This window comes from Bacillus sp. FSL K6-0069, from assembly GCF_038007785.1.
GTDB lineage: Bacteria > Bacillota > Bacilli > Bacillales > Bacillaceae_G > Bacillus_A > Bacillus_A mobilis.
The window spans coordinates 595,531-619,580 of the sequence record NZ_JBBOXN010000001.1 but is presented as its reverse complement, the minus strand read 5'-3'; the positions used below and the strand labels follow the sequence as shown (position 1 = coordinate 619,580).

Genomic DNA, 24,050 nt, shown 5'->3' with positions numbered 1-24,050 from the left:
CCCCCTTTTGCCAAGAAGAGCTAAGAGATATTCACTCTTAGCTCTTATCATGTTGGTTTATATATTGTTCGATTTTGTTTTGTATAATGCTTCTATTAGCAAGATACTGTTTCTGCTTCTAATAATTCTTTAGCACCTTTGTATTCTACACCGTGAGCTTCTGCAACTGCTTCGAATGTTACATAGCCATCTAATGTGTTAATACCTTTTAGTAATGCAGAGTTGCCTAGGCAAGCTTCTTTGTAGCCTTTGTTAGCAATTTGTACTGCATATGGTACTGTTACGTTTGTTAATGCAAGAGTTGATGTACGTGGAACCGCACCTGGCATGTTTGCAACTGCATAATGAACAACGCCGTGTTTTTCGTAAGTTGGGTTATCATGAGTTGTAATACGGTCAGTTGTTTCGAAAATACCACCTTGGTCAATCGCGATATCTACAACAACAGAACCTGGTTCCATTGATTTAATCATTTCTTCTGTTACAAGTTTTGGCGCTTTTGCACCTGGGATTAATACTGCACCGATTACAAGATCAGACTCTTTTACAGCTTCTGCAATATTGTAAGGATTAGACATTAAAGTTTTTACTTGGTTTCCGAAAATGTCATCTAATTGACGAAGACGTTCTGCACTTAAGTCGATGATTGTTACATCCGCACCTAGTCCAACTGCAATTTTAGCAGCATTTGTACCAGCTTGTCCACCACCGATGATTGTTACTTTACCACGTTTAACCCCTGGAACACCTGCAAGTAAGATACCTTTACCGCCTTTGTTTTTCTCAAGGAATTGTGCACCAATTTGTGCAGCCATACGACCAGCTACTTCACTCATAGGTGCAAGTAATGGTAGAGAACGGTTTTCTAATTGTACTGTTTCATATGCAATCGCAACAACTTTCTTTTCGATTAACGCTTTTGTTAATTCTGGTTCTGGAGCTAAGTGTAAGTATGTGAATAAGATCAAACCTTCGCTGAAGTGTTTGTATTCGCTTTCAATTGGTTCCTTAACTTTCATAACCATTTCCATGTTCCAAGCTTCTTCAGCTGTATCAACGATTTTTGCTCCCGCTTCAACATACTGAGCATCTGTGAAACCAGATCCTAAACCTGCACCCTTTTGAATGAATACTTCGTGATTGTTACGAATTAAATGTACAACACCTGCTGGTGTCATTGCCACACGGTTTTCGTTGTTTTTAATTTCTGCTGGTACCCCAATACGCATAATGAAATGCCCCCTTATAATTAACAGAAAAAAGAAAGTCTTTTTTCTTTTTGTAATAATTAATAACTTATGTCCTTATTCTAGCATAACTTAAAAGTTATGAAAACGCTAACATATCATTTTTTTAAAGTTTATATATTTAGAATAGTGTAAATATATGGAACATTGATTCTATTAGCCTCTTCGTTACATTCCATTATCTATCACCCTATTTTCATTATACTCCTTAAAAATAAGCAGCAATCATTTATTATTCGACAATAATGTAACAATGTAAAAAACCCCAATAATGCCGTATACATATACAATTATTAATTTACACAATACTTTAGGGATATATTCTTTTCATAAAAAAACAGCTGCGGGCATCTAGCCAGCAGCTGGGTAACTTATAAATAACTTGGAAAATAAATCATCTGTTGTTTCACTAATTTTATCAAACAGATCACTTTCTTCCGCTTCTTGTTCTTTTAGCATCTTAATTGTTTCACGTGCATCTTCAGGATAATCGGTAATGATACCATCTACGTTTAGCTTATAATATCCCTTTAAACTTTCCATATCATTTACTGTCCATACGTAAATTGGCTTATTTAACTTCCTTGCTTCTTTTACTAACTTCTTATTTAACATATATTCTTCAGCTACATAAAAATCAGCTTTCACATTCTTTAAGTTAGCTCTACTTGCATACAGTATATATCCGACTTTTATATCTGGATTTGCACGCTTAAACTCTTTAATAAGTGGGTAATGTAACGTTTGAATGACACATTGCTTCTCAAATTCATTATCTTTAATCACTTTTAATACTTTGTTTACGAAATCTTTTTCGCCACCATGAAGCTTCACTTCAATATTAAGCTTGATTTTCCCCTTTGCCAGCTTAATGATTTCATCAAGTGTACTGATTTGTCCTGAAAACCCATCTTGACTAAGGGTAAGCTGTCTTAACTCATCCATCGTTAAATCTGACACATGAACATTAGCATTAGCAAGGCGTTTCAACTTCAAATCATGTATAACAGCTAGTTCACCGTCTTTCGTTTGCAGTACATCAATTTCAGCATAATCTGCTTTCGCATCAATAGCCCCCTGCACAGCTTCTTTTGTATTCTCTACACCTTTTGAAATATAGCCACGATGAGCCATAATAATTGGTTCTTTATATGTGTTTGTAATAAAGGTTACAATGAAGGCAACGACCATTCCCGCAGTAATAATTCCTACAATATATACACCAATAAATTTCCAACGATGTTTTTGGAAGAAACATTTATCTGCTTTCGTTTTTGAATAATCTAATCCCTCTTCTAATAAAACATCTTCAACTGGAACCTTTTGTAAATACAGTCTTGTTAATGCCATAATGTAAAACGGCGTCATAATAAAACTAAATAGATACAATGTACTTGTTAAGAAGACTGAAATAGTTGACTCTGCTAGCAACGCAAATGTCCCTTCTGGGTTTGTAAATTCATATACTCCCCACAGACAAAGTAAATAAATTCCTACACATAAAAGAAAGACGATTCCTACAGATATGAAAAAACCTACTAAAAAGAACAATACTTTAAAGAAGCTTTCTTTTACTAAGTTTGCGCTTTTGCGTGCTGCCGTGCGGAACGGCTTTTCCTCTAAAACAATAATAGGTAAAACAAAAATCCAACGAAGATTTAAATAGGCAACTACAGCGAAGAAAGTATAATACCCAACTTGCCCCATTGTTGTCTTAAATAGTTCACCTGTAATAAAATTAGGAATTTGAATTTCAGGAATCAATGCAGATTTATATCCCATACTTAATAGTGGTAATAGTACAACTGCATACAAAACAAATCCAGGTAAGCAATATGTAAACAGGGAAGGTAAATACGTTACTGTTTTATACAAAATTGGACGTAATCTCACCTTTTGCCTTTTATGAGCGAAGTACGAAATGATAATAAGTACTGCAAACTCTGTAAAGATAAGAAACAATGCCAATATAGATAAAATTACAATCGCCAAAATCCCGTACGGTGTTTTCAAAAATGCTAATAACTCATCATTTGTTGCATTTGCATACCCACCAAAGTACAACAACTTATTGAAAATAATACCGAAAAGTGGGATAAACACAATCGCTGCTAGCAATTTATAAGCAAGTTGGAATGTTAACACATTCCAAAAAGCAAATCTAACAGTTTGAAAGGAATGTCTCATTACTCCTGGTATAGATAGTCTTTTACGGTGTTGCATATATTCCTCCACATTCTAAAACGATATTTGAGATGGATTCCATATTTCCATTTCTAATCCATCTTTTTAATAATAATATATTCCGCTTAACATGAACACTCTTATACATACAATGAAAAAAGTGATGGCTATTTCCCATCACTTTTTTCATTTACTCTATTTTTTCTCTAACCCTTGCCCAAATGCTTTCAAGAAACTAAAACCGAATGTAATGGCTCTATTGATATCTGGATCTTTTAACACTTTAAAGAAATCCATCACTTTTGTTTTTTTACCACTATTTAATTCATCTGTTGCAAATTGCAATCCAGTAACTAAACTCGATGTGATTTGCTTTGTTACTTCTGGGTCAACTGCGGATAGAGCTTCCCCCGCCCCCATCATATTGTTGAGTGCATTTTTAACTGGTTCACGATTTAATTGCTCCACAGCAATTTTTGAAACATCTTCCTTCGCAGCAAGTAAACTAATCGCCGCATCTAATATCCCAGCCTTCTGCAACTGCGCTAAAAGCTGCATCGTTTCCTCTACTGCTTCACGATTATTAGATAGCTCATTTAGAAGTTCATCTGCTACTTGCTGTTTCTGTTCTTCCTCTGTTACAACTTTCTTTTTAATTAACGTAATTTCTTTCGCCACTATCTCCGCCCCCTAGTCCACAAGTGATACGTATTGTTTTCTTTGCCACTTTTGCTCGATTTCAACACCATTTTGCGGATTACGCTTTTTATCTCGCGGGTTTGAAGATGGTAACGGACGATTTCCTTTTTCACGTAATACACGCATTTTCACCATCGTTTGTTTATATGCTGGTGTACATGTATAAAGGTCTGTTGCTGTCCCAGTTAAAATATTAATCGCTTCTTCATTTATCGTTGCATGCATCGGTAAATATAGCTCTTTCCCCGTTACACGATCTGTAATAAGCGCTTGTACTTTAATTTTTCCAAATGGTGATGCTAATTCCACAAGACCACCATCTTTCACATTACGCTCTACAGCGAGTTCAGGTGAAATTTCAACGAATACTTCAGATACTTTAGATAAAATACCCGCCGACTTATTCGTCATGTTCCCTTCATGGAAATGTTCTAGCATACGACCATTATTTAAAAGTAAATCATACTCATCTGGCGCTACAACCGGTGGCACCCATTCATCTAATGATAAACGAGCAAGTTTATCTGGGAAGTTAAATCCATCTACATATAATAGCGGTGTATCGCTACCATCATGACTACCCCAACATAAACTATTCCATCCTTCTAGACGGTCGTACGTTGCTTGAGAGTATAACGGTGCAAGTGATGCGATTTCGTCCATAATTTCACTTGGACTTTCATAATTCCAATCCCCGCCTAGTGCACGTGCAACTTTTTGTAAAATCCACCAGTCTGGTTTAGAATCACCGAGTGGTTTCAATACTTCATATAACCTTTGAATACGGCGCTCTGTATTCGTAAACGTTCCTTCTTTTTCTAAGCTTGGTGCCGCTGGTAAAATAACATCAGCAAAACGAGCTGTTTTTGATAGGAACATATCTTGAACAACTAGGAAGTCTAAATTCGATAAAATATGTTGCACATGGTTCGCATTTGAATCGACTAAAGCCATTTCTTCACCCATGACATACATACCACGTAGTCTTCCTTCTTCCGCCGCAAGTAACATTGCAATATTATTTAATCCTGGTGCTTTCGGAATAGTTGTACCATATGCTTTTTCAAACTTCGCACGAAGCGTATCATCTGATACTGCTTGATAACCTGGAAGCCAGTTTGGTAATGTTGCCATATCACAAGCACCTTGTACGTTATTATGTCCGCGTAATGGATATGCACCTGCACCAGGACGACGATAGTTCCCCGTAACAAGCAGTAAATTTGAAATGGCAGCGGATGTTGTACTTCCTCCTGTATTTTGCGTTACACCCATTCCCCAAAGTATACAAGTTCCATCTGCTTCATATACCATACGAGCCATTTCTTTCAGATTTCCTTTTGAAATCCCCGTAATTTCTTCTGTATAATCGAGCGTATACTTTTCTAACATTTTGCTATATTCATCAAAGTTCTTCACATTTTCAGCTAAAAACTTTTTATCGTGCCAATCTTGATCAATAATATATTTCGTAATACCAGCAAGCCATACGTAATCCGTACCTTGGCGCGGATGAATAAATAAATCCGCACGCTCTGCCATTTCATGTTTACGAAGGTCTGCTACAATTAGTTTTTGCTCGTGTAATTTATGAGCACGTTTTACTCTCGTAGCAAGTACAGGATGTCCTTCTGTTGGATTCGCACCAACGATAATAACAAGACCTGCTTCCGCTATATCTTTCACTGTTCCAGCATCCCCGCCCATACCGACAGTTTTAAATAAACCGTCTGTCGCTGGAGATTGACAATAACGAGAACAGTTGTCCACATTATTCGTTCCATATATTTGTCGAGCTAGTTTTTGCATAAGGTAATTCTCTTCATTTGTTACTTTCGAAGAAGAGATGAACCCAAATGCATCGCTACCGTATTCAGATTTAATATGCTGCATGTTAGAAGCAACAACCTCTAATGCTTCTTCCCATGAAGCTTCAACAAACATATCTCCTTGACGAATTAATGGCTTCGTAATTCGATCTTCACTATTTACGAAGTCCCATCCAAATTTACCTTTTACACATGTGGAAATCCCATTAACCGGTGCATCTGAAACAGGTTGAACTTTTAATATATGGCGATTTTTCGTCCATACTTCGAAGGAACAACCGACACCACAAAATGTACAAACTGTTTTTGTTTTATTCACTTTCGTCTTACGCATCGCAGCCTCTACTTCTGAAACCGCTAAAATACTACTATATCCGGGCTCAACATCCTTTACAAAATCAATCATCGGATCTAACACATCTGGTTTTAATCCTGTCATAAACCCAGCTTCACCTAACATTGATTTTTCCATTAACGCATTACACGGACATACTGTTACACACTGTCCACAACTTACACAAGATGAGTCATTTATACTTACACCATGATCCCATATAACACGTGGACGATCTAAGTTCCAGTCTATCGATATAGTTTCATTAACCTGTAAGTTTTGACATACTTCTACACACTGTCCACAAGCAATACATTGATTTGGATCATACCGATAAAACGGATGTGACATATCCACTTCACAAGCACTTACTTTCGGCTCATACGGATATTTCTGTTCTTCAATTTCCATCATATGTACGGTGTTATGGACTTTACAGTTACCATTATTGTTATCACAAACGGTACAATACAATAAATGATTCTCTAATATACGATCCATCGCCTCAGTCTGTGCCTCTTTTGCACGCTGGGACTGTCTTTCGATATGCATACCATTCTCTAATTTCGTTGAACAAGCACGCAATAACTTCCCATTTACTTCTACAATACACGTATCACAAGTTTGAATTGGATCTACTTCTGGTACATGACAAATTTGAGGATGTTCCAAATTACTCTCGTTAAATAATTGTAGTATCGTCTTTGCACCCGATGTGGAAAATTCTTTACCATCCACGGTTACACGGACTGTCTGTTCTGCCATAGTTTCCCCTCTCCTTACAACCAACTGTACAACACAATTATGAATCCGTTTTCAAAATCGTATTACTGTACATATTTTTGAAACGCTCTGCCCGAATACTTTTCTTATGAAGTCGATTCTAGATGTTATAAGGTATAACTACGAAAGCTTGAAAATATCACTATTCTACAGTTCTATTATATCGTACATATACAATAATAACCAAAATAATCTGTGATCTTCTTCCTAATAGGTGTTTTTATTTTTTCCATTGTTTTATGATAAATATGGGAGAGAAAAACATAAAAAAGGGGAATTTAATATGGAGCCTACGCAAGAAACTTATACAATTGTACGCTATCAATCTGGTACATTTTCAAAACAGCTTGATGAGATTGTTACAGAATCTCCTATTACTATTAAATTGAATGGTGAAGAATATGTAACAGTCGTATGCACACCGACCTATATTGAAGATATGGTTATTGGTTTTTTAATTTCTGAGGGGATTATTTCTTCTTATAAAGATGTGGAAGAACTATGGGTGCAAAAAGATAACGGAATTGTCCATGTAAAATCATCAAAAGTAAATCCGCTCTATCAAACTTTATATAATAAGCGATACATCACTTCTTGCTGCGGAAAAGGTAGACAAGGTTTTATTTTCGTTAACGATGCAGCAAAAGCAAAAGATTTACATGATATACACGTGAAAATTACTCCTGAAGAATGTTTTTACTTAATGAATACTTTACAACAATCTTCCACTACATTTCGCCAAACCGGCGGTGTTCACAATACCGCTCTATGTGATCGAAACAATATTCTCCTATCAAGAATGGATATCGGGAGACATAATGCATTAGATAAAATATATGGCCATTGTTTGCGCAACGATATATCCGTTAAAGGAAAAATCATTGCATTTAGCGGGCGCATTTCATCCGAAATTCTACTCAAAGTTTCAAAAATCGGATGTGAAATTGTTCTATCTAAATCCGCTCCAACAAAATTAGCATTGCAACTCGCTCACGATTTAGGCATTACAGTCGTAGGATTTATTAGAAATGAATCTTGTAATATTTACACCCATCCAAAGCGAATTGATGGTTATCAATCGAATAACTAAAATAACTCCTCAACTGAGGAGTTATTTTAGTTATAAAAATGTAATATATTAAAAGCTTGAATAGTTAATAAAGTTAATATATAATTTCATTACATATTAAAAACACAACATTGTAGCATATATCTTTTCATTCTTTTACAAATTAAAAGAGACTGCTAACAAAATGCATACACAATCTTATAAAAATAATGGATTTATTTGATTTGAAATCGACCAAGGAGGTTACAACTATGGAAATTCGCTTATTAACGACAGAGGACGCAGAAATATATTTAAAAGTTTGTATGGAAGGTTTAACGAAAAACCCGGAAGCTTTTAGCTCTTCTTATGAAGATGTTCTGAAACATGAGGATCCTGTAGCTGCTATGGCAAAACGATTAAGCAATCCGGATAAGTATACTCTAGGGGTCTTCAAAGATAACGATTTAATCGGCATTGCTACTTTAGAAACAAAGCCTTTCATTAAACAAGAACATAAAGCAAAAATCGGTTCCGTTTTTGTTTCCCCAAAAGCGCGTGGCCTTGGAGCAGGACGAGCTCTAATTAAAGCCATTATTGAAAATGCCGATAAATTACATGTAGAACAACTTATGCTCGATGTTGTAGTTGGTAACGCTGGTGCCAAAAAATTATATGAATCATTAGGTTTCCAAACTTACGGCGTACAAGAGCGTTCATTAAAACATAACGGTCAATATTGGGACGAGGAACATATGGTTCTGTTCTTAAATAATTAATACTTCAATATAGTTTTTTAAAGCATCTTCTTATTAAAGAAGGTGCTTTTTTCATTACAACAATGTAATCTTCATGTCACCTTTATCGATCGTACCAAACCTTTCCATTCATTATACTAAAAGTATAAAGTAAGGCACCAATCATGAAATGAACGTATAGCATTCAATTGATATATAAAGGAGAATGTGACATGAAACAAAACAAACGAGCTATGCTTTTAATATTTACTACAGCAATTGTAACTTCTGGGTTAGCAATTTTACCTTGGTTTATTATATGAACTATTCCCCTAATAACGAAAAAAGCTTATTGCTTCTTAAGAAGCAATAAGCTTTTTTATATTATAAAATCCCCAAAATTTTATTTACACAACTTATAATAATAACCATAGATACGGCAACGCACATGACAACCGTATTACGATCTTGCTTTTCTTTTTTTGAAATTTCTTCTTTTGGATTCATGTGTATGATCTCCTTTTAAAAAAAGTGTGAGATAGGAATTTTTTCTTATCCGATGCGAGGTGAATACGAAAAACCTCTCTATCTCACATACACAATAGAATGGAATTGTCATTTTATAAATAAAATGACATGACGTTATGTCGCAACATAGGGTATTTTGTGTCGCTACGTTTTCTATTATAAAAAATAGTTGTGCAAAACTAGTGCATTTTTTATGTCAATTGCTTTGAGTGAAAAAATCACTCTTCCACTCAATCACATAAAAAGAGTTTTTTATTATTTTCATGTAAACTATACAAGTAGAATGAACAGTTTGGGGTGCACAAGATTATGGTAAAAATTTTATTAGTAGACGATGAAGAACGCATGTTACGATTATTAGATCTGTTCTTAAGTCCGCGTGGCTATTTTTGTATGAAAGCTACTTCTGGCCTTGAAGCACTAAAGTTAATAGAACAAAAAGACTTCGATATTATTTTGTTAGATGTTATGATGCCGAATATGGATGGATGGGATACTTGCTATCAAATCCGCCAAATTTCCAACGTTCCAATTATTATGCTAACAGCTCGTAATCAAAATTACGATATGGTGAAAGGCCTTACTATGGGCGCAGATGACTATATTACAAAACCATTTGATGAGCATGTATTAGTCGCAAGAATCGAGGCTATATTACGGCGTACAAAGAAAGATGGCTTCGTTAGCTTCAATGGTATCGAGTGGGATAAAACGAAACATACTGTCACAGTTTATGACGAAAAAATCTCACTGACACCTATCGAGTTTTCGTTACTTGGACTATTTTTACAAAATACAAACCGTGCTTATAGCCGAGATGATCTAATCGAAAAAATTTGGGGTTATGAAACAGACATTGAATATAGAACAATCGATTCACATATTCGCAATATCCGTGATAAATTACGTAAAAAAGGATTTCCAATTGAAAATCACTTAGAAACTGTCTATAAAGTCGGATATAAATGGAAAAGTGAATAATTACTTCGGTCAGTGGACAATAGTATACCACTGACCCTTTATATGAAATAAGGTATGGTGAGAAAATGAGTAAACTTTCACTTAAAATTGGGACATACTTTTTAATATTAGCTTTATGTATTGAAACAATTGCTTTCGTATCTTTTTATAAAAGTATTTCAACAATGCGGATTGAAGAGGAAACGCTCGCTCTTTTAGAGAAAGGAAATCGTTATAGTAAAACACTAAAAAAACGTGCAGAGTGGAATGAACGTGCTAAACAACAGCCATACACTGAACGTCCAAAACGTTATGGGTATCAAGAGTTCACTATCGAACATGCGGCTGAAGGATTAATTGAATCCGAGTTAATTGCTAACTCGGATATATCTATCATTATCACTGACAATGAAGGGAAAATTATTTCTAACTCAGAACCCGTAACAAAAGAAATGAAAAAACAACTTACTTGTAAAACAGAACCTATCCCAAAAGACGGATTAATCATTGAAAGAAATTGGAAAAAATCAAAATTTATCTCAACAGTAAGTCCAATTGAAATTCAAGGATTTCAAGGTAAGTTATATATGTTATTAAAGACATCTTTCTTAGAAAAAATGTTACTTAAACTCATGAATCAATTTCTGATTATTAGTGTTTTAACGATTATTTTAACGACTATTTCTGTCTTTGTTTTTTCTCGTGTTATTACAGAACCGCTTATAAAAATGAAGAGGGCGACAGAAAAAATGTCAAAATTAAATAAGCCAATTCAATTAGGTATTAAACGGAATGATGAACTTGGAAGCTTAGCAAAGACGATTGAAGATTTATCCAGTGAACTGACTTATATGAAAAAAGAACGCAATGAATTTCTTGCTAGTGTCGCCCATGAACTATTAACGCCATTGACCTATATGAAAGGTTATGCGAAGGTAGCAAAAAGGGACTCTTTAACGAAAGAAGAGCGTGAAGAATACTTACAAATCATTGAGGATGAAACAGATAGTGTAACCGATCTCGTCCAAGATTTATTTATGCTGGTGCAATTAGAACAACACCAGTTTGTTATCAAAAAACAAAAAGTAATCCTTAAACCATTTTTAGAACGAATGGTTGAAAAAACAAAAACAACATTAACAAATAAACAAATGCAACTCCATGTATATTGCAAAGATGATTTAGAAGTTTGCATAGACGAAAGACGTATGGAACAAGTTATGTTAAATTTATTACACAATGCTTATCAACATTCGCCTGAAAACACAACTATTACGATACGTGTACTCACGGAAACAAATTCTTTTACAATAAGTGTAGACGATGAAGGAGAAGGTATTCCTGAAGAAGATATCCCGCATATTTTTGATCGTTTTTATCGTGTTGATAAATCCAGAACGAGGGCTACTGGCGGCAAAGGTATTGGGCTAGCTGTTGCAAAAGAAATTGTAGAATTGCATAACGGTTCCATTCTAGTAACAAGCCAATTAGGAGTAGGAACAAACTTTATAATTGAGCTACCTTTTGAATAAGATGCGTGTGAAAACACCAGTAGTAGTAAACACTACTGGTGTTATTTTGTTCATAAAATCAGCTCATATAAGCTAAGCTTTTGAAATTATTCTTATTTCAATATAAAATAAAGGTACATTTGCAAAGATTTGGAGGGTGATATAATTGGATATCCATGTATTAACAAAAGACGAAGCGGAAATTTACTTAGAACTTCGTGTAGAAGGATTAAAGCAAAACCCTGAAGCTTTCAGCTCTTCTTATGAAGATATTATTAATAAAGAGTGTGCGATTGAATATAAAGCACAAAAATTAGCACAAGATGAAAACTATACGCTAGGTGCATTTAAAGATGGACAATTAATCGGGGTTGCAACACTGGAAACGAAACCATATGTAAAACAAGAACATAAAGCTAAAATCGGTTCTGTATATGTGTCTCCAAAAGCACGCGGACTTGGAGCAGGAAAAGCACTTATTAAAGAATGTCTTGAACTTGCTAAATCTTTAGAAGTAGAACAAGTTATGCTTGATGTTGTTGTTGGCAACGATGGGGCAAAAAAACTTTATGAATCATTAGGATTTAAAACATTTGGTGTACAAGAACGTTCGTTAAAATATAACGGACAATATTGGGACGAAGAGCATATGGTCTTATTCTTAGATGAAAATAAATAATAAAAAACATCCTCATTCTTGGAGGATGTTTTTTTACTTTGTTGTATACCATGCCTTATGTAATAATTGAATCGCTTTCGCAATTTCTTCTTCTAATAAAATCGCAAACCCAAGTAAAACTACATTTTCAGGTGCAGTACCTTCTTTATAATACGTAGAAACAGGATATAGTTTAATACTATATTTCGCAGCTTCTTTAATGAGTTCTTCTTCTCGCATTCCATTATGCACTTGTAATAAAATGTGTAATCCCGAATCTTCTCCTATTACTTCAACACGATTAGAGAAATACTTCTCTATTTCAAAAACAAGTCGATCTCTCTTTTTCCGGTAGACGACACGCATTTTATGAATATGTTTTTCCCAATAACCTTCATTTAAAAACTTTCTAATCACTTCTTGGTCCATTCTCGAAACACTTTGCGTATAAAACAAATATTCCTTTTGATACTTGTTAATTAAATTCTTCGGTAATACTATATAACTCATCCGTAATGAGGGCAACAAAGCTTTTGATAGCGTCCCCATATAAATAACTTTCCCATCTGTATCTAACCCTTGCAGTGCCGGAATTGGCTTTCCTGAATAACGAAATTCACTATCGTAATCATCTTCAATAATATACCTGTCTTCTTCTTTCTTCGCCCATTGTAAAAGCTGCGTCCTTCTCGTAATAGGCATAATCATTCCATATGGGAATTGATGAGAAGGTGTAACAAATACAACATTTGCATCGCTATTCTCTAAATCTGCCATACAAATTCCATCCCTATCTAAAGACAACATTTGAACCTTCTTTTCTCCCTGTTCAAAAACGACCATTTTCCTGTGATAACCTGGGTTTTCAACTGCATACTTACTTCCCCTCAACAATTGAAACAGCAGCTTTACTAATATTTGTGTACCCGCGCCTAATACGATTTGGCTAGCTGAACAACGCACACCTCTAGATTCATACAAATAGTTCGCAATTTCCTCCCTTAAGCTCAATTCCCCTTGAGGGTGTCCAAGAAAAAGCAACTCATTATTATGTGGCTGCCATACATCATTTATAAGCTTACGGTACATAGTGAACGGAAACGTATTCGTATCAACCCCTGTTTGGGTGAAATCAAATGTATAGTTCTCCTCCCGAAACGGTACTTCTTCTACTTTCTCTTCGCTTCCTTCTACATAAATCATTTGTTCAACTTTACATACAAAATAACCTTTTCTCGATTCCGACTCTATATAACCTTCGGCAAGTAATTGCTCGTAAGCCGCTTCTACTGTATTCTTACTCACTTGTAAATAGCTCGCCAGCTTTCTTTTCGCAGGTAATTTTGTTAAAGCCGGAATCGTTCCATCTTTAATCTCTTTTTTTATATACTCATACAATTGCACGTACAATGCCTTTTTACTTTTCGTATTTAAATTAGGCGTTAATTCTAACACAATATCTGACCCCTTAATAAAACTAATATCTGATACTTTTTACAGTACCAGAAGTTATATATAATTCCTTTTATCATGTCACACATAAAAAATCAAATACCGGAGAGGAGAAACATGATAATGAACAATGGTAGACGTATCGGACTCATTATGATTATTACAGGGGCTACATTATGGGGATTATCTGGTCCAATGATTCAGTGGCTATTTCAGCATACTAATGTATCCTCAATTGATTTTTTAACAATTCGCTTGTTGCTTGCGGGAATATTTATTTTATCTTTCTTGCTTATAAAGAAACAAAACATATTTCAAATTTGGAAACACCCTAGACATTCTATACAACTTATTATTTTCTCTATTCTCGGCATGCTCGGTGCCCAATATGCCTTTATCGAAACAGTTCATATTAGTAATGCTGTTACAGCGACATTGTTTCAATTTCTAGGTCCTGTTCTTATTACCATTTATGTCGCATTTGAACAACGAAAATTCCCTGCTTCTCTGCAACTACTCGCAATTTTAACAGCACTAACAGGGACGTACTTTATTATTACAAACGGTTCAATTGAAAATATTGTTTTATCAAAAGAAGCCATTATTTTTGGTCTATTAACAGCAATTGGATTTGCATTTTATACCCTTCATCCAGCTTCTCTTATTAAAGAATGCGGAACAACTGTAGTAATTGGCTGGGGGATGCTAATCGGTGGCATTGCCCTGCTTATTTGTAATCGCTCGTTTGAATGGAATCAGCTTTCACAAACTTTTACACCAAAAACTTTTTCTATGCTTATTCTTATCATCATAAGTGGCACCCTTTCTTTCCTTCTCTATATCGGTAGTCTGAAATATTTAGCAGCAACAGAAACAAGCATTTTATCTAGCATTGAACCACTTGTAGCTGCCATTGTTTCAATCGCTTGGCTAAATGAATCCTTTGGAGCCTATCAATTACTAGGCGGCGTATGTATCGTTCTTTCTGTTATTTTCTTAACGATGCCGCAAAAAGAACGAGAACCAACCTTTACAACTGAGCAAATATAGAAAATGTCAAAAGAGGTCGTACAAAACTTACGACCTCTTTTGACGTTTTAAAGGAATTGTCCCGCTTTCTAGCAAATACAATTACACTAACAATAAAAATTAGGAGTGTGACACCATGAAAAAAATTGGAACTATGCTACTTTTCTCCTTTCTCATCACTGGATGCACACAAGCGCAGCCTGATTCAGAAGCACCTAAAAAAGAAGCTATCGCAACGTCATCCACTCAAGTTAATGCACCTTCCTTCTTTCATCTTAGCGTTTTAAAAGATGTAAATTGGGAAGAAACACCCTCCTTCATACAAGAAAAAATACCTTTAAAAGGCATCGAAGAAAAAGTCGCAATGGCTGATAAACCTATTATCGCAAATGAACACAATGAAATGATGTGGTACTTTTTAGATCCTGAAATGCCAACTGGAAAACTATCTATTGTTGCACTAAAACAAGGATCAGTAACCCCAACACCCGTACTCTTTCAACAAGAAAATTCTAAACCAACTTGGACTACTTCAAATACAATTGATTCTACTACAACCGAACTCCCACTCACTATGTCACTACCTTCATCTGGATTATGGGTATTAAACATATATGTAAATGAAAAATATTATGAGCAATTTGTAATCACCGCTAAGTAAAGTGACAAAAATAAACCACTTTCTTACAACAATGTAATTTCTACGTCATGTACTTCGATAGTTGAAGTATCTCTCTTCTCTTATACTTAAAGTAAGAAATGAAATGAGGAGAGATGAGAGATGAAAAAAGTGATAGAAGTGATCGTAGCAGTAACTGAGGTTTTAGTAAATGGTAAACAAGTTGCAATGGAATTAAATAAATAGTGAAGAAACATAAATAATTCTACACTTCTTCATTATTTTGATTTCTTATCTCAAAAAAGCAGTGCCTTTTTAGGCACTGCTTTTTGCTATTAATAACTTGGTATTGTCGTAATTTGCGCCACGCCTGAATCAATAGCTGCCTTCGCTACTGCTTCCGCAACACTTGGAACAACTCTTTTATCTAACGGATTCGGGATTACATAATTCGTATTACGTTCTTCGTCCGTAATGATGTTAGCGATCCCATATGCTGCCGCTAATTTCATCTCTTCTGTAATATCCGTCGCGCGCACATCTAACGCACCACGGAATATCCCTGGGAACGCCAATACATTATTTACTTGATTCGCATAATCCGAGCGCCCGGTTCCTACTACAGCTGCCCCAGCCTCTAATGCATCCTCTGGGAAGATTTCTGGAATTGGATTCGCCATAGCAAACACAATTGCTTTCTCATTCATCGTTTGTACAAGTTCTTTCGTTAATACGTTAGGAGCAGATACTCCAATAAAAATATCAGCTTGATGAATCGCTTCTTTTAACGTTCCACGCACATGTTCTCGATTTGTCATTCTTGAAACTTCGATTTGCGCTTCGTTCATCCATGTTTCACCTTCACAAACAATACCTTCTAAGCTAACTAACGTAATGTGCTTTGCACCAGCCTTTAATAATAATTTTCCAATTGCAATTCCTGCCGAACCCGCACCGTTAATAACAATTTTTACATTATCCATTTGTTTGCTAACAACTTTTAATGCATTAATAACAGCTGCTAAGACGACAATAGCGGTTCCATGTTGATCATCATGGAATACAGGAATATTTGTTTCTGCTTTTAATCGCTTTTCAATTTCAAAACAACGTGGTGCCGCAATATCTTCTAAGTTAATTCCTGCAAACGTAGGCTCTAAATTTTTCACAAGGGTAACGATTTCATCCACATCAGTCGTACCTAAACATAACGGAAAGGCATCTACATTCGCAAATTTCTTAAATAAAATACTCTTCCCTTCCATAACAGGCATAGCTGCTTTCGGTCCAATATTCCCTAAACCAAGTACCGCTGTTCCATCTGAGACAACTGCCACCATATTACCGCGTGCTGTATAGTCATACACTGTTTCTTCATCCGCCGCAATTGCTTTGCAAGACTCCGCTACACCTGGTGTATATGTCAGGCTTAAATCATCCGCTGAATTTACTTCTACTTTACTTGTAATTTCAATTTTCCCTACTAATTCTTTATGCAATAACAATGATCTTTCATTAATTTGATTCTCTAACATACTTATAATCTCCCCTTAATTTGACAAGCTAGCTATATGAATATAGCTAGCTTGTTTGATCATGAAAACATTTTTAATAAAATTGTCGCTGTTACAACCATTGCTGCCCCGCCTAAACGTGTTGAAATTTGCGCAAACGGCATTAATTCCATACGATTTGAAGCTGATAAAATAGCAACATCTCCAGTTCCACCTAAACCACTATGACATCCCGTTACAATTGCTGATTCAACTGGATACATTTTCATCACTTTCCCTACAAGAAAACCTGATGCTACCATTGTAAGAACAACTGATGCGCACACAACAACATATCCTACTGAAAGAACTGCTGCTACGTCTTTTAGCGGAATATATAGCAACCCTAATCCGACCATTAACGGCCAAGTTAAATTCTTCGAAATAAATTTATATAAATGGAATGCTCCTTGCTCCATTTTTGCTGGCATTAATTTAAAATATTTCACAAGTGCTGCTGAAAAAATCATAATGATTGCTCCAGGAATACCGATGAACTTAGAAGCAAATCCTCCAAAGATGAAGAACGTACACGCAATTAATAAACCTGCTCCCATTAATGAGAAGTCAATTGGCTTCTCTGTATTTTGTTCTTTTAATAACTCTGCTTGATTATCTGTTTTCACTAATACACCGTTACCACTAAGTTCCGGCTTCTTCTCACCTAAACGCTTCATATACCCTGCACTCACGATTGCGAACATATTTCCAATAATAGCCGCTGGAATAAGCTGCGATACAAACGTTGCTGATGATTCATTTAAAATATCACTATAAGCTAATGACAATGGTAAAATCCCTTCTCCGATACCACCACTCACAATGGGTACGATGATAAAGAAGAAAGTTTGCTTCATTTCAAATCCAAATAGTGAACCGACCAATAATCCTACTGCTACAGAAGCTAACGTCCCTACTACTAAGGGAATAAACATACGAACGAAACCTTGTACTAACACTTTACGGTTCATTCCTAAAATACTTCCGACTACTAAACAAGAAATATATAAATATAAAAAGTTCGATTTTTTCATTAACATAGTTGCAGCTTCCATTGAAGCTGGATTCATCCAGTTAAAGAATACAAGTAATGATGGAATAAATAACGAAAGTATTGCTGGACCACCGATATTTTTCAAAATTGGAATTCTCATCCCAATGTCGCCTAAGAAAATACCCATGATCATAATAACTGCAAATCCACCAATCATATCTGCTGGCAATTTATTATATACAGATGCCCCATAAATAATAGCAGCCAATACTACATATAACGGTAAAGGTATAACACCGATTTTTACATTCATAATTTTAGAAGCGAACGATTCTCTTTGTGCTTCATTTCCTCCAGGAAATGATACCGCTTCCACATTCTTTTGAATTCCCATATGGCACCCCCTTGTTTTCTTAATAACAATATTAAAACGCTTTCAATAGTAAAAATAGTTTTTGTAAGTTTTGTAATTGATTTTGTAATTAAAAAAAGTATAAGCGACTTATAATAAGTCGCTTATACGTAAAACTCTATTTTAGTTTGGTCAATACATCTTAATTTACTCACTGGTCTTCCCACATTTTGATACACCATTTCGTTTTCTAATACTCCAATTTCAGTCAAAAACATTACATACTTTCGAATAGAAACTCTTGAAACTCCTACTAATTGTGCCATTTCGTCTGTTGTAAATGCTCGTCCATTCAGCGACTCGATCTTCTGCCAAATTAATTGCATCGTTTGCTTCGTTAATCCTTTCGGAAGCTCTTTAGTAACAGTAGGCTCTTTTTTTTCTTTTTGCAAAATTAACGAATCTAATTCGGATTGACTAATTTTTTGTTGTTCTTTCATGAAAGTAAGTTTTTCTCGATATATAGTTAATGCCTTTTTAAATCGTTCAAATGTAAATGGTTTAATTAAATAATCTACTACGCCATATTGTAATGCTTTTTTAATACTCCCCATATCATGTACAGCTGAAATCATTATAATATCGATTTCTTTTTCTTGGTTCCGAATATACATTAAAAGCTCAAATCCAGTCTCTTCAGGCATAAAAATATCAAGTAATACTAAATCTACTCGTGATTTCTCTAATACTTCTATCGCTGATTTTACGGAGTTAACTGCTTGAACAAGTTCAAACCCTCCTACTTGCTCTAAATAATGCGTATTTAACATTGCTACCATCGGGTCATCTTCTACAATTAAAACTTTAATCATATTTGCCTCTCATCCCTACCTTTAGGTATTTCAATTGTTATCGTTGTTCCCTTTCCTACTAATGAATGCATATGAATTTCCCCATTTATTCGCTGTATACTTTCTTTTACAAGATACAAACCATAACCACGGTTATCTCCCTTTGTGGAATAACCTTTCGTAAATAATGCCCCTATTTCTTCTTCTGGTATACCTTTCCCCGTATCTTGTACTGTAATGATTAATGTATCACCATATTGTATCTCAAGTTCAACTTGCTTCTTTTCACAATTCGTCACTGCCTCTAATGCATTATCAATTAAATTTCCGACAATCGTAATTAGTTCATGAATAATACTTTCATCATCTATTTCCGGCATGTAAGAGTCTTCACTTATGATTAATTTTATATTTTTCTCTCTAGCATAGCTAAGTTTCCCAAGTAAAAAACCAGCAAATACTGGACTTTTTACTCTTTCCATAACCCCACCAATTTCATATTGATGCTCTGATACCATACCGCTTATATACTTCTGCAATTCTTCATACTGCTTCATGTGTGTAAGCCCTAATACGACATGCATTTTATTCATAAATTCATGCGATTGTGCCCGTAATGCTTCCGCATATAGTCTAATACCAGTTAATTCTTCTGCTAATTTTCTAATCTCTGTTTTATCACGAAATGTTGCAATCGCACCAACTATTTCTCCTTTTACATATAAAGGAACACGATTCGTCACAATCGTAATTCCATAAATATTTTGTTCTTCGTTTAATTGTACCTCTCCCGTTTGTAATACTTCTTTTATACGTGAATTAGGCATATACAATTCAACATCTTTACCAATAAAATCTTCTTCAAGACCACTTTTCTTAAACAATCGTTTTGCCTCATTATTTATTAAAGTTACATTGGCCTCTTTATCTACAGCAATAATACCTTCCTTTACAGATTGTAGCATCGTATTTCTTTCTTCAAGAATTTTTGCTATCCTGTGAGGTTCAAGACCAAATAAACTTTTCTTTATATGTCTAGCTAGTAATATTGCTCCTATAATTCCGACTAGTACTCCAACTCCAACTCCAATATAAATGATATGTCTACTTTCCTTAACTCTCTCTTTTACATTATCTGCTGAAATACCAACGGCCACCGCTCCAAGTTGTTCACCTGTTTCAGAAAATACAGGTACAAACACTCGCATTGAAATACCTAAAGTTCCTTCTGCCAGCGATACATGTTCCTTTCCTTTCAATGCAGGCCCTTCATCTCCCCCAATAAAATGATGACCTATTTTTTGAGGATTTGGATGTGATTTTCTTATTCCATTCATGTCCATAACTACAATAAATTGAACACCTGTGTTTTTTAATATTCTATTTGTATACGTTTGGATTGCAGAAGTATCTGCTTTCCCAGTCAAACCATCGATTACAATCGAATCATTCGCCACAATGTGTGCAATTGTTTTTGCTTTCTCTGCTTGGCTATCCTCCGTCGTCCGTTCTACATTATGACTAATTAATATATCTGTCACAAGTAAAGAAAAAATTACAACTGTACAAACTAACAATGTAATCGTTTTCCATAAATTCCATAGTCTTTTTCTTTTCTTCATCCCGTTAATGACTCCCCTAATTGCTAAATAGAAAAATAAGTAAGGTGATATTATTTTCACCTTACTTATCTGCTTTTATTATACTTTAAATTTACTAGTCATCGCTTGTAGTTCTTCGGCCATCTCAGCTAAATTTTGCGAAGCTGAACTAATTTCTTCCATTGAATTCATTTGTTCCTCTGTTGAAGCAGCAACACTTTGCATACTAGCTGTATTTTCTTCTGCAGCCGCTGCAATTTCATCAATAGCATTTGTCACTTCATTTGCATCTCCAGCAATTCTCTGCGTTGTTTCTACCATTTGATTTACTTGAGAAACAATATGTGTAGTAGAACTTAAAATTTCCGTAAAACTTACTTTCGTTTTTATTACAACATCAAGGCCTTGTTGAACTTCCCCATTCACATTATCCATCGCCTTAACAGTATGTTCAATATCAGCCTTAATTTCTGCAATTAAATTTGCAATCTCTCCAGATGATTCTCCTGATTGCTCCGCTAATTTTCTAACCTCATCTGCTACAATAGCAAAACCTCGGCCCTGTTCACCTGCTCTTGCTGCTTCAATAGCCGCATTTAGAGCTAATAAGTTCGTTTGAGTAGCGATGTTTTGAATTGCTTCAGAAATAGCTCCTACCTGCTTTGATTTCTCATCAAGAAGTTTAATAATAGCATCTGACTCGGATACTGATTTAGAAATAGACTGCATTTGTTTTGCTGCTTGTTCAACCAATTCTTCCCCTTCTTCAGCTTTTTCTCTCGCATGTAATGAGGAGATAGAAATTGATTCCGCGCTTCCATTTACATCTTGAATTGCTGTATTTACTTGTTGTAATGTAGCCGCACCTTCTTCAACACCTTGACTTTGTGATTCAGCCCCACCTGATACTTGTTCCATTGCAATTGTAATTTGATCTGTCGCATCATTTGCTTGCTGTACGCTCGCTGTTAACTCTTCAGCCGATGCAGCGACATGTTCTGCTGAAAAACTAATTTGAGTAATCACATCTTGTAAAGAGGCAGACATTTCATTAAATGAATTCCCTAATTTCCCTATATCATCCTTGGAATGGATTGTAATTTTCTCTGTCAAATCTCCCTTACTAATTTTATGTGCCGAGTCAGCTATTTTTCTTAATGGTCTTGTAATAGACTTTGTAATGAAATAAATTAATACACTACCAAATACAATAGCGATAGCTATGACAATCAAAGTCTTATAAAACACGGGATTCGCAGCTTGGGTAATTTCTTCGTCGAACATAACTCCAACTACTTTCCATCCTGTTTTCTCATTTGTTGCAAAGATTAAATTCTTTTTATCATCTTGTTCTGTATAAGACACATTTCCTTGTTTTTCTTCATAAATTGGTTTAATCCAAGGATCAGTAACTTTTGCACCTGGTTTTCTGGATGGGTGACTAACAATTTGCTTATTTTGATCTAAAATAACTGCATAACCTTTTTCACCAATATTAATCATTTTGGAAATTTTTAAGATGTTATCTAAATTTAAGTTAATTCCTATAACACCTTTACCATCTTTTACTTCTTTAGCAATTGTCACTACCATATTTTTGGTAGATGCTGATTGATATGGTGCAGTAACAATTACTTTCCCTTTATTCTCATGCGCTTCTTTATACCAAGATCTATCTGTTGGATTATACCCATCAGCCATTTGGATAAATGGTTCTCTTATAAACTTTCCCGTCTGCGTTCCAATATAAATGCCTTCTACTTCTGGATGAAGTTTTATATATTGTGCTAACTTCGTTCTTACTATTTCTTCTTGCCCGTTTGGATATGTATCCTCTGTTAAGATGTCTGCAAAGTATGCTGCATCAACAAATTTCTCTTCTATATTTTGAGAAATAACAGTATTTAAAATCGAAATGTTTTCCTTTGCTTTACCTGTGATTTGTTGTTCAAAATTTGTTTTGGCAGTTTGATATGAAACACCACCGATAATAAGTCCTGGTATAGTTAAAATAAGAAAGAATGAAATGATTAATTTTTTCTTGATACTCATACATTTAACCCAGTTAAATATTTTTTGCATAATAAGCCTCCTTTATGTAATGTGAATACTTGTGTAATTTTATACAATCAACATATATAAAACAATATATAATGATAACATGTAATTTTTTCGTCAATTATGCATTTTTACATATTCACTACTTCTAAAGTTTTAATCATAAAAAATAAGAGAACTTCAGCTTATTTAATAAGCTGAAGTTCTCTTATTTCTTAACAAAATACACCCACACAAAATCCTCTTATAATTCCTTACATCCCCTTCCTTACTAATTGCTTTTCACATAACTAATCGCCTGACTCCCCATTTGCATCCATGCCTCTTCAAAACGATCTCTCGGTACTTTTACATCCAAACTTTCACTGAGAGGATCTCGAATATATACAAATTCCTTATCATATCCAACAAGCACAACACAATGCTCATTATACGTAATAGAAACATCTCCACTATTTGTTTCCCATGTAGTAAATTCATCCTCATCTAATGGTGCAAATGTTGCATTCGTAATCATAACTACCGGTTGTCCTGATTTTACACTCTTATACATTTCTTCTATACTCTTCCCTGTTAAGTCTACAGCTTTATTAGGTAAATATTTTTTTGCTAATTGAAAAAGTGGTTCATGATATACACCATATCCAGATTCAGAAAAAGTATAAATATTTCCTACAAATCCTTCATTCGGATTCCCTCTTACACCGTCATCTAAAAAATTAACCTTTTTGATTTCACTTGCCAATTGCATCTTATCTACTGAAACACCTGCATATTGTAATAACATCGCTAAGCTCGTTACTTCGCATCCTCTATCTAGCTCTGGTAATTGCTGAATTAAAGGTACATTTGATAAGATAACATTTTCATCATTATTACTAAACTCCGCTTCTTTTCCGCTTTGTATATTGAAAAATGTTAACTTCTCCATATACTTTGTAATTCCATTTGTATATACGTTCCATACTGCTATACCGAGTAAGGCCATACATAAATACCACTTCCATCTCCGTATCACTCTCA

19 protein-coding genes and 1 pseudogene are annotated in these 24,050 nt (G+C 34.9%); 7 read left to right on the top strand and 13 right to left on the bottom strand.

Annotated features, from left to right (window positions below; all coding sequences use genetic code 11):
* Positions 1 to 95: 95 nt before the first annotated feature.
* The 4 genes from ald to fdhF form a co-directional block, all read right to left on the bottom strand.
* Positions 96 to 1,229: an alanine dehydrogenase gene (gene ald, locus MHB74_RS03130; protein ID WP_001219741.1), complete on the bottom strand. Its 1,134-nt coding sequence runs from the start codon at positions 1,227 to 1,229 to the stop codon at positions 96 to 98.
* A gap of 369 nt (positions 1,230 to 1,598) precedes the next feature.
* On the bottom strand, positions 1,599 to 3,470 hold the full coding sequence (locus MHB74_RS03125; protein WP_061676978.1) for a glycerophosphoryl diester phosphodiesterase membrane domain-containing protein: 1,872 nt from the start codon (positions 3,468 to 3,470) through the stop codon (positions 1,599 to 1,601).
* 156 nt (positions 3,471 to 3,626) lie between these two features.
* Positions 3,627 to 4,109, bottom strand: coding sequence for a DUF1641 domain-containing protein (locus MHB74_RS03120; RefSeq protein WP_001040525.1), 483 nt, complete (start codon positions 4,107 to 4,109; stop codon positions 3,627 to 3,629).
* Positions 4,110 to 4,121: 12 nt separating this feature from the next.
* Positions 4,122 to 7,058, bottom strand: coding sequence for a formate dehydrogenase subunit alpha (gene fdhF / locus MHB74_RS03115; RefSeq protein ID WP_061676979.1), 2,937 nt, complete (start codon positions 7,056 to 7,058; stop codon positions 4,122 to 4,124).
* A gap of 301 nt (positions 7,059 to 7,359) precedes the next feature.
* On the opposite strand from fdhF, the gene fdhD reads away from it, so the two are divergent.
* Both fdhD and MHB74_RS03105 read left to right on the top strand, forming a co-directional pair.
* Complete coding sequence (fdhD, locus tag MHB74_RS03110; protein WP_061676980.1) at positions 7,360 to 8,166, top strand: formate dehydrogenase accessory sulfurtransferase FdhD; 807 nt, start codon at positions 7,360 to 7,362, stop codon at positions 8,164 to 8,166.
* Positions 8,167 to 8,396: 230 nt separating this feature from the next.
* Positions 8,397 to 8,903: a GNAT family N-acetyltransferase gene (locus tag MHB74_RS03105; protein WP_061676981.1), complete on the top strand. Its 507-nt coding sequence runs from the start codon at positions 8,397 to 8,399 to the stop codon at positions 8,901 to 8,903.
* 342 nt (positions 8,904 to 9,245) lie between these two features.
* On the opposite strand, the gene MHB74_RS03100 is transcribed toward MHB74_RS03105, so the two are convergent.
* Entirely contained in the window at positions 9,246 to 9,368 is a 123-nt protein-coding gene (locus MHB74_RS03100; protein WP_001068392.1) for a hypothetical protein, read from the bottom strand.
* A 330-nt stretch (positions 9,369 to 9,698) separates the two neighbouring features.
* On the opposite strand from MHB74_RS03100, the gene MHB74_RS03095 reads away from it, so the two are divergent.
* The 3 genes from MHB74_RS03095 (at position 9,699) to MHB74_RS03085 (ending at position 12,539) form a co-directional block, all read left to right on the top strand.
* The gene (locus MHB74_RS03095) at positions 9,699 to 10,370 is read left to right on the top strand and encodes a response regulator transcription factor (protein ID WP_061676982.1); all 672 of its coding nucleotides are present in this window, start codon (positions 9,699 to 9,701) and stop codon (positions 10,368 to 10,370) included.
* Between the two features lie 65 nt (positions 10,371 to 10,435).
* A complete protein-coding gene (locus MHB74_RS03090) occupies positions 10,436 to 11,881 on the top strand; it encodes a HAMP domain-containing sensor histidine kinase (protein WP_061676983.1) in 1,446 nt (481 codons plus the stop codon).
* A 145-nt stretch (positions 11,882 to 12,026) separates the two neighbouring features.
* Positions 12,027 to 12,539: a GNAT family N-acetyltransferase gene (locus MHB74_RS03085; RefSeq protein WP_000351216.1), complete on the top strand. Its 513-nt coding sequence runs from the start codon at positions 12,027 to 12,029 to the stop codon at positions 12,537 to 12,539.
* Between the two features lie 33 nt (positions 12,540 to 12,572).
* On the opposite strand, the gene pdxR is transcribed toward MHB74_RS03085, so the two are convergent.
* Complete coding sequence (pdxR, locus tag MHB74_RS03080) at positions 12,573 to 13,973, bottom strand: MocR-like pyridoxine biosynthesis transcription factor PdxR (RefSeq protein WP_061676984.1); 1,401 nt, start codon at positions 13,971 to 13,973, stop codon at positions 12,573 to 12,575.
* 120 nt (positions 13,974 to 14,093) lie between these two features.
* On the opposite strand from pdxR, the gene MHB74_RS03075 reads away from it, so the two are divergent.
* Complete coding sequence (locus tag MHB74_RS03075; protein WP_061676985.1) at positions 14,094 to 15,020, top strand: DMT family transporter; 927 nt, start codon at positions 14,094 to 14,096, stop codon at positions 15,018 to 15,020.
* A gap of 115 nt (positions 15,021 to 15,135) precedes the next feature.
* Complete coding sequence (locus MHB74_RS03070) at positions 15,136 to 15,660, top strand: DUF4871 domain-containing protein (protein ID WP_061676986.1); 525 nt, start codon at positions 15,136 to 15,138, stop codon at positions 15,658 to 15,660.
* Positions 15,661 to 15,953: 293 nt separating this feature from the next.
* Here the strand turns inward: MHB74_RS03070 and MHB74_RS03065 are convergent, their stop codons facing one another.
* From MHB74_RS03065 to MHB74_RS03040, 7 genes and pseudogenes are all read right to left on the bottom strand, one after another.
* Positions 15,954 to 17,153: an NAD(P)-dependent malic enzyme gene (locus tag MHB74_RS03065; protein ID WP_061676987.1), complete on the bottom strand. Its 1,200-nt coding sequence runs from the start codon at positions 17,151 to 17,153 to the stop codon at positions 15,954 to 15,956.
* A gap of 59 nt (positions 17,154 to 17,212) precedes the next feature.
* Complete coding sequence (locus MHB74_RS03060; RefSeq protein WP_061676988.1) at positions 17,213 to 18,559, bottom strand: 2-hydroxycarboxylate transporter family protein; 1,347 nt, start codon at positions 18,557 to 18,559, stop codon at positions 17,213 to 17,215.
* Positions 18,560 to 18,681: 122 nt separating this feature from the next.
* A complete protein-coding gene (locus MHB74_RS03055; RefSeq protein ID WP_061676989.1) occupies positions 18,682 to 19,389 on the bottom strand; it encodes a response regulator in 708 nt (235 codons plus the stop codon).
* Positions 19,386 to 20,990: a sensor histidine kinase gene (locus tag MHB74_RS03050; RefSeq protein ID WP_061676990.1), complete on the bottom strand. Its 1,605-nt coding sequence runs from the start codon at positions 20,988 to 20,990 to the stop codon at positions 19,386 to 19,388. The genes MHB74_RS03055 and MHB74_RS03050 overlap by 4 nt, the downstream gene beginning before the upstream one ends.
* Before the next feature lie 78 nt (positions 20,991 to 21,068).
* Positions 21,069 to 21,887: a methyl-accepting chemotaxis protein gene (locus tag MHB74_RS29180; RefSeq protein ID WP_445661912.1), complete on the bottom strand. Its 819-nt coding sequence runs from the start codon at positions 21,885 to 21,887 to the stop codon at positions 21,069 to 21,071.
* Positions 21,888 to 22,007: 120 nt separating this feature from the next.
* Positions 22,008 to 23,021: pseudogene (locus MHB74_RS29175) on the bottom strand (HAMP domain-containing protein); the annotation flags it as partial.
* Positions 23,022 to 23,298: 277 nt separating this feature from the next.
* On the bottom strand, positions 23,299 to 24,045 hold the full coding sequence (locus MHB74_RS03040; RefSeq protein ID WP_061676992.1) for a C39 family peptidase: 747 nt from the start codon (positions 24,043 to 24,045) through the stop codon (positions 23,299 to 23,301).
* Positions 24,046 to 24,050: the final 5 nt, after the last annotated feature.

Excerpts from the sequence above, each read along its gene's own strand:
- ald (WP_001219741.1), bottom strand. The coding sequence starts at position 1,229 with ATGCGTATTGGGGTACCAGCAGAAATTAAAAACAACGAAAACCGTGTG.
- MHB74_RS03125 (WP_061676978.1), bottom strand. The coding sequence starts at position 3,470 with ATGCAACACCGTAAAAGACTATCTATACCAGGAGTAATGAGACATTCC.
- fdhF (WP_061676979.1), bottom strand. The coding sequence starts at position 7,058 with ATGGCAGAACAGACAGTCCGTGTAACCGTGGATGGTAAAGAATTTTCC.
- fdhD (WP_061676980.1), top strand. The coding sequence starts at position 7,360 with ATGGAGCCTACGCAAGAAACTTATACAATTGTACGCTATCAATCTGGT.
- MHB74_RS03105 (WP_061676981.1), top strand. The coding sequence starts at position 8,397 with ATGGAAATTCGCTTATTAACGACAGAGGACGCAGAAATATATTTAAAA.
- MHB74_RS03100 (WP_001068392.1), bottom strand. The coding sequence starts at position 9,368 with ATGAATCCAAAAGAAGAAATTTCAAAAAAAGAAAAGCAAGATCGTAAT.
- MHB74_RS03095 (WP_061676982.1), top strand. The coding sequence starts at position 9,699 with ATGGTAAAAATTTTATTAGTAGACGATGAAGAACGCATGTTACGATTA.
- MHB74_RS03090 (WP_061676983.1), top strand. The coding sequence starts at position 10,436 with ATGAGTAAACTTTCACTTAAAATTGGGACATACTTTTTAATATTAGCT.
- MHB74_RS03075 (WP_061676985.1), top strand. The coding sequence starts at position 14,094 with ATGAACAATGGTAGACGTATCGGACTCATTATGATTATTACAGGGGCT.
- MHB74_RS03070 (WP_061676986.1), top strand. The coding sequence starts at position 15,136 with ATGAAAAAAATTGGAACTATGCTACTTTTCTCCTTTCTCATCACTGGA.
- MHB74_RS03065 (WP_061676987.1), bottom strand. The coding sequence starts at position 17,153 with ATGTTAGAGAATCAAATTAATGAAAGATCATTGTTATTGCATAAAGAA.
- MHB74_RS03060 (WP_061676988.1), bottom strand. The coding sequence starts at position 18,559 with ATGGGAATTCAAAAGAATGTGGAAGCGGTATCATTTCCTGGAGGAAAT.
- MHB74_RS03055 (WP_061676989.1), bottom strand. The coding sequence starts at position 19,389 with ATGATTAAAGTTTTAATTGTAGAAGATGACCCGATGGTAGCAATGTTA.
- MHB74_RS03050 (WP_061676990.1), bottom strand. The coding sequence starts at position 20,990 with ATGAAGAAAAGAAAAAGACTATGGAATTTATGGAAAACGATTACATTG.
- MHB74_RS29180 (WP_445661912.1), bottom strand. The coding sequence starts at position 21,887 with ATGGAACAAGTATCAGGTGGGGCTGAATCACAAAGTCAAGGTGTTGAA.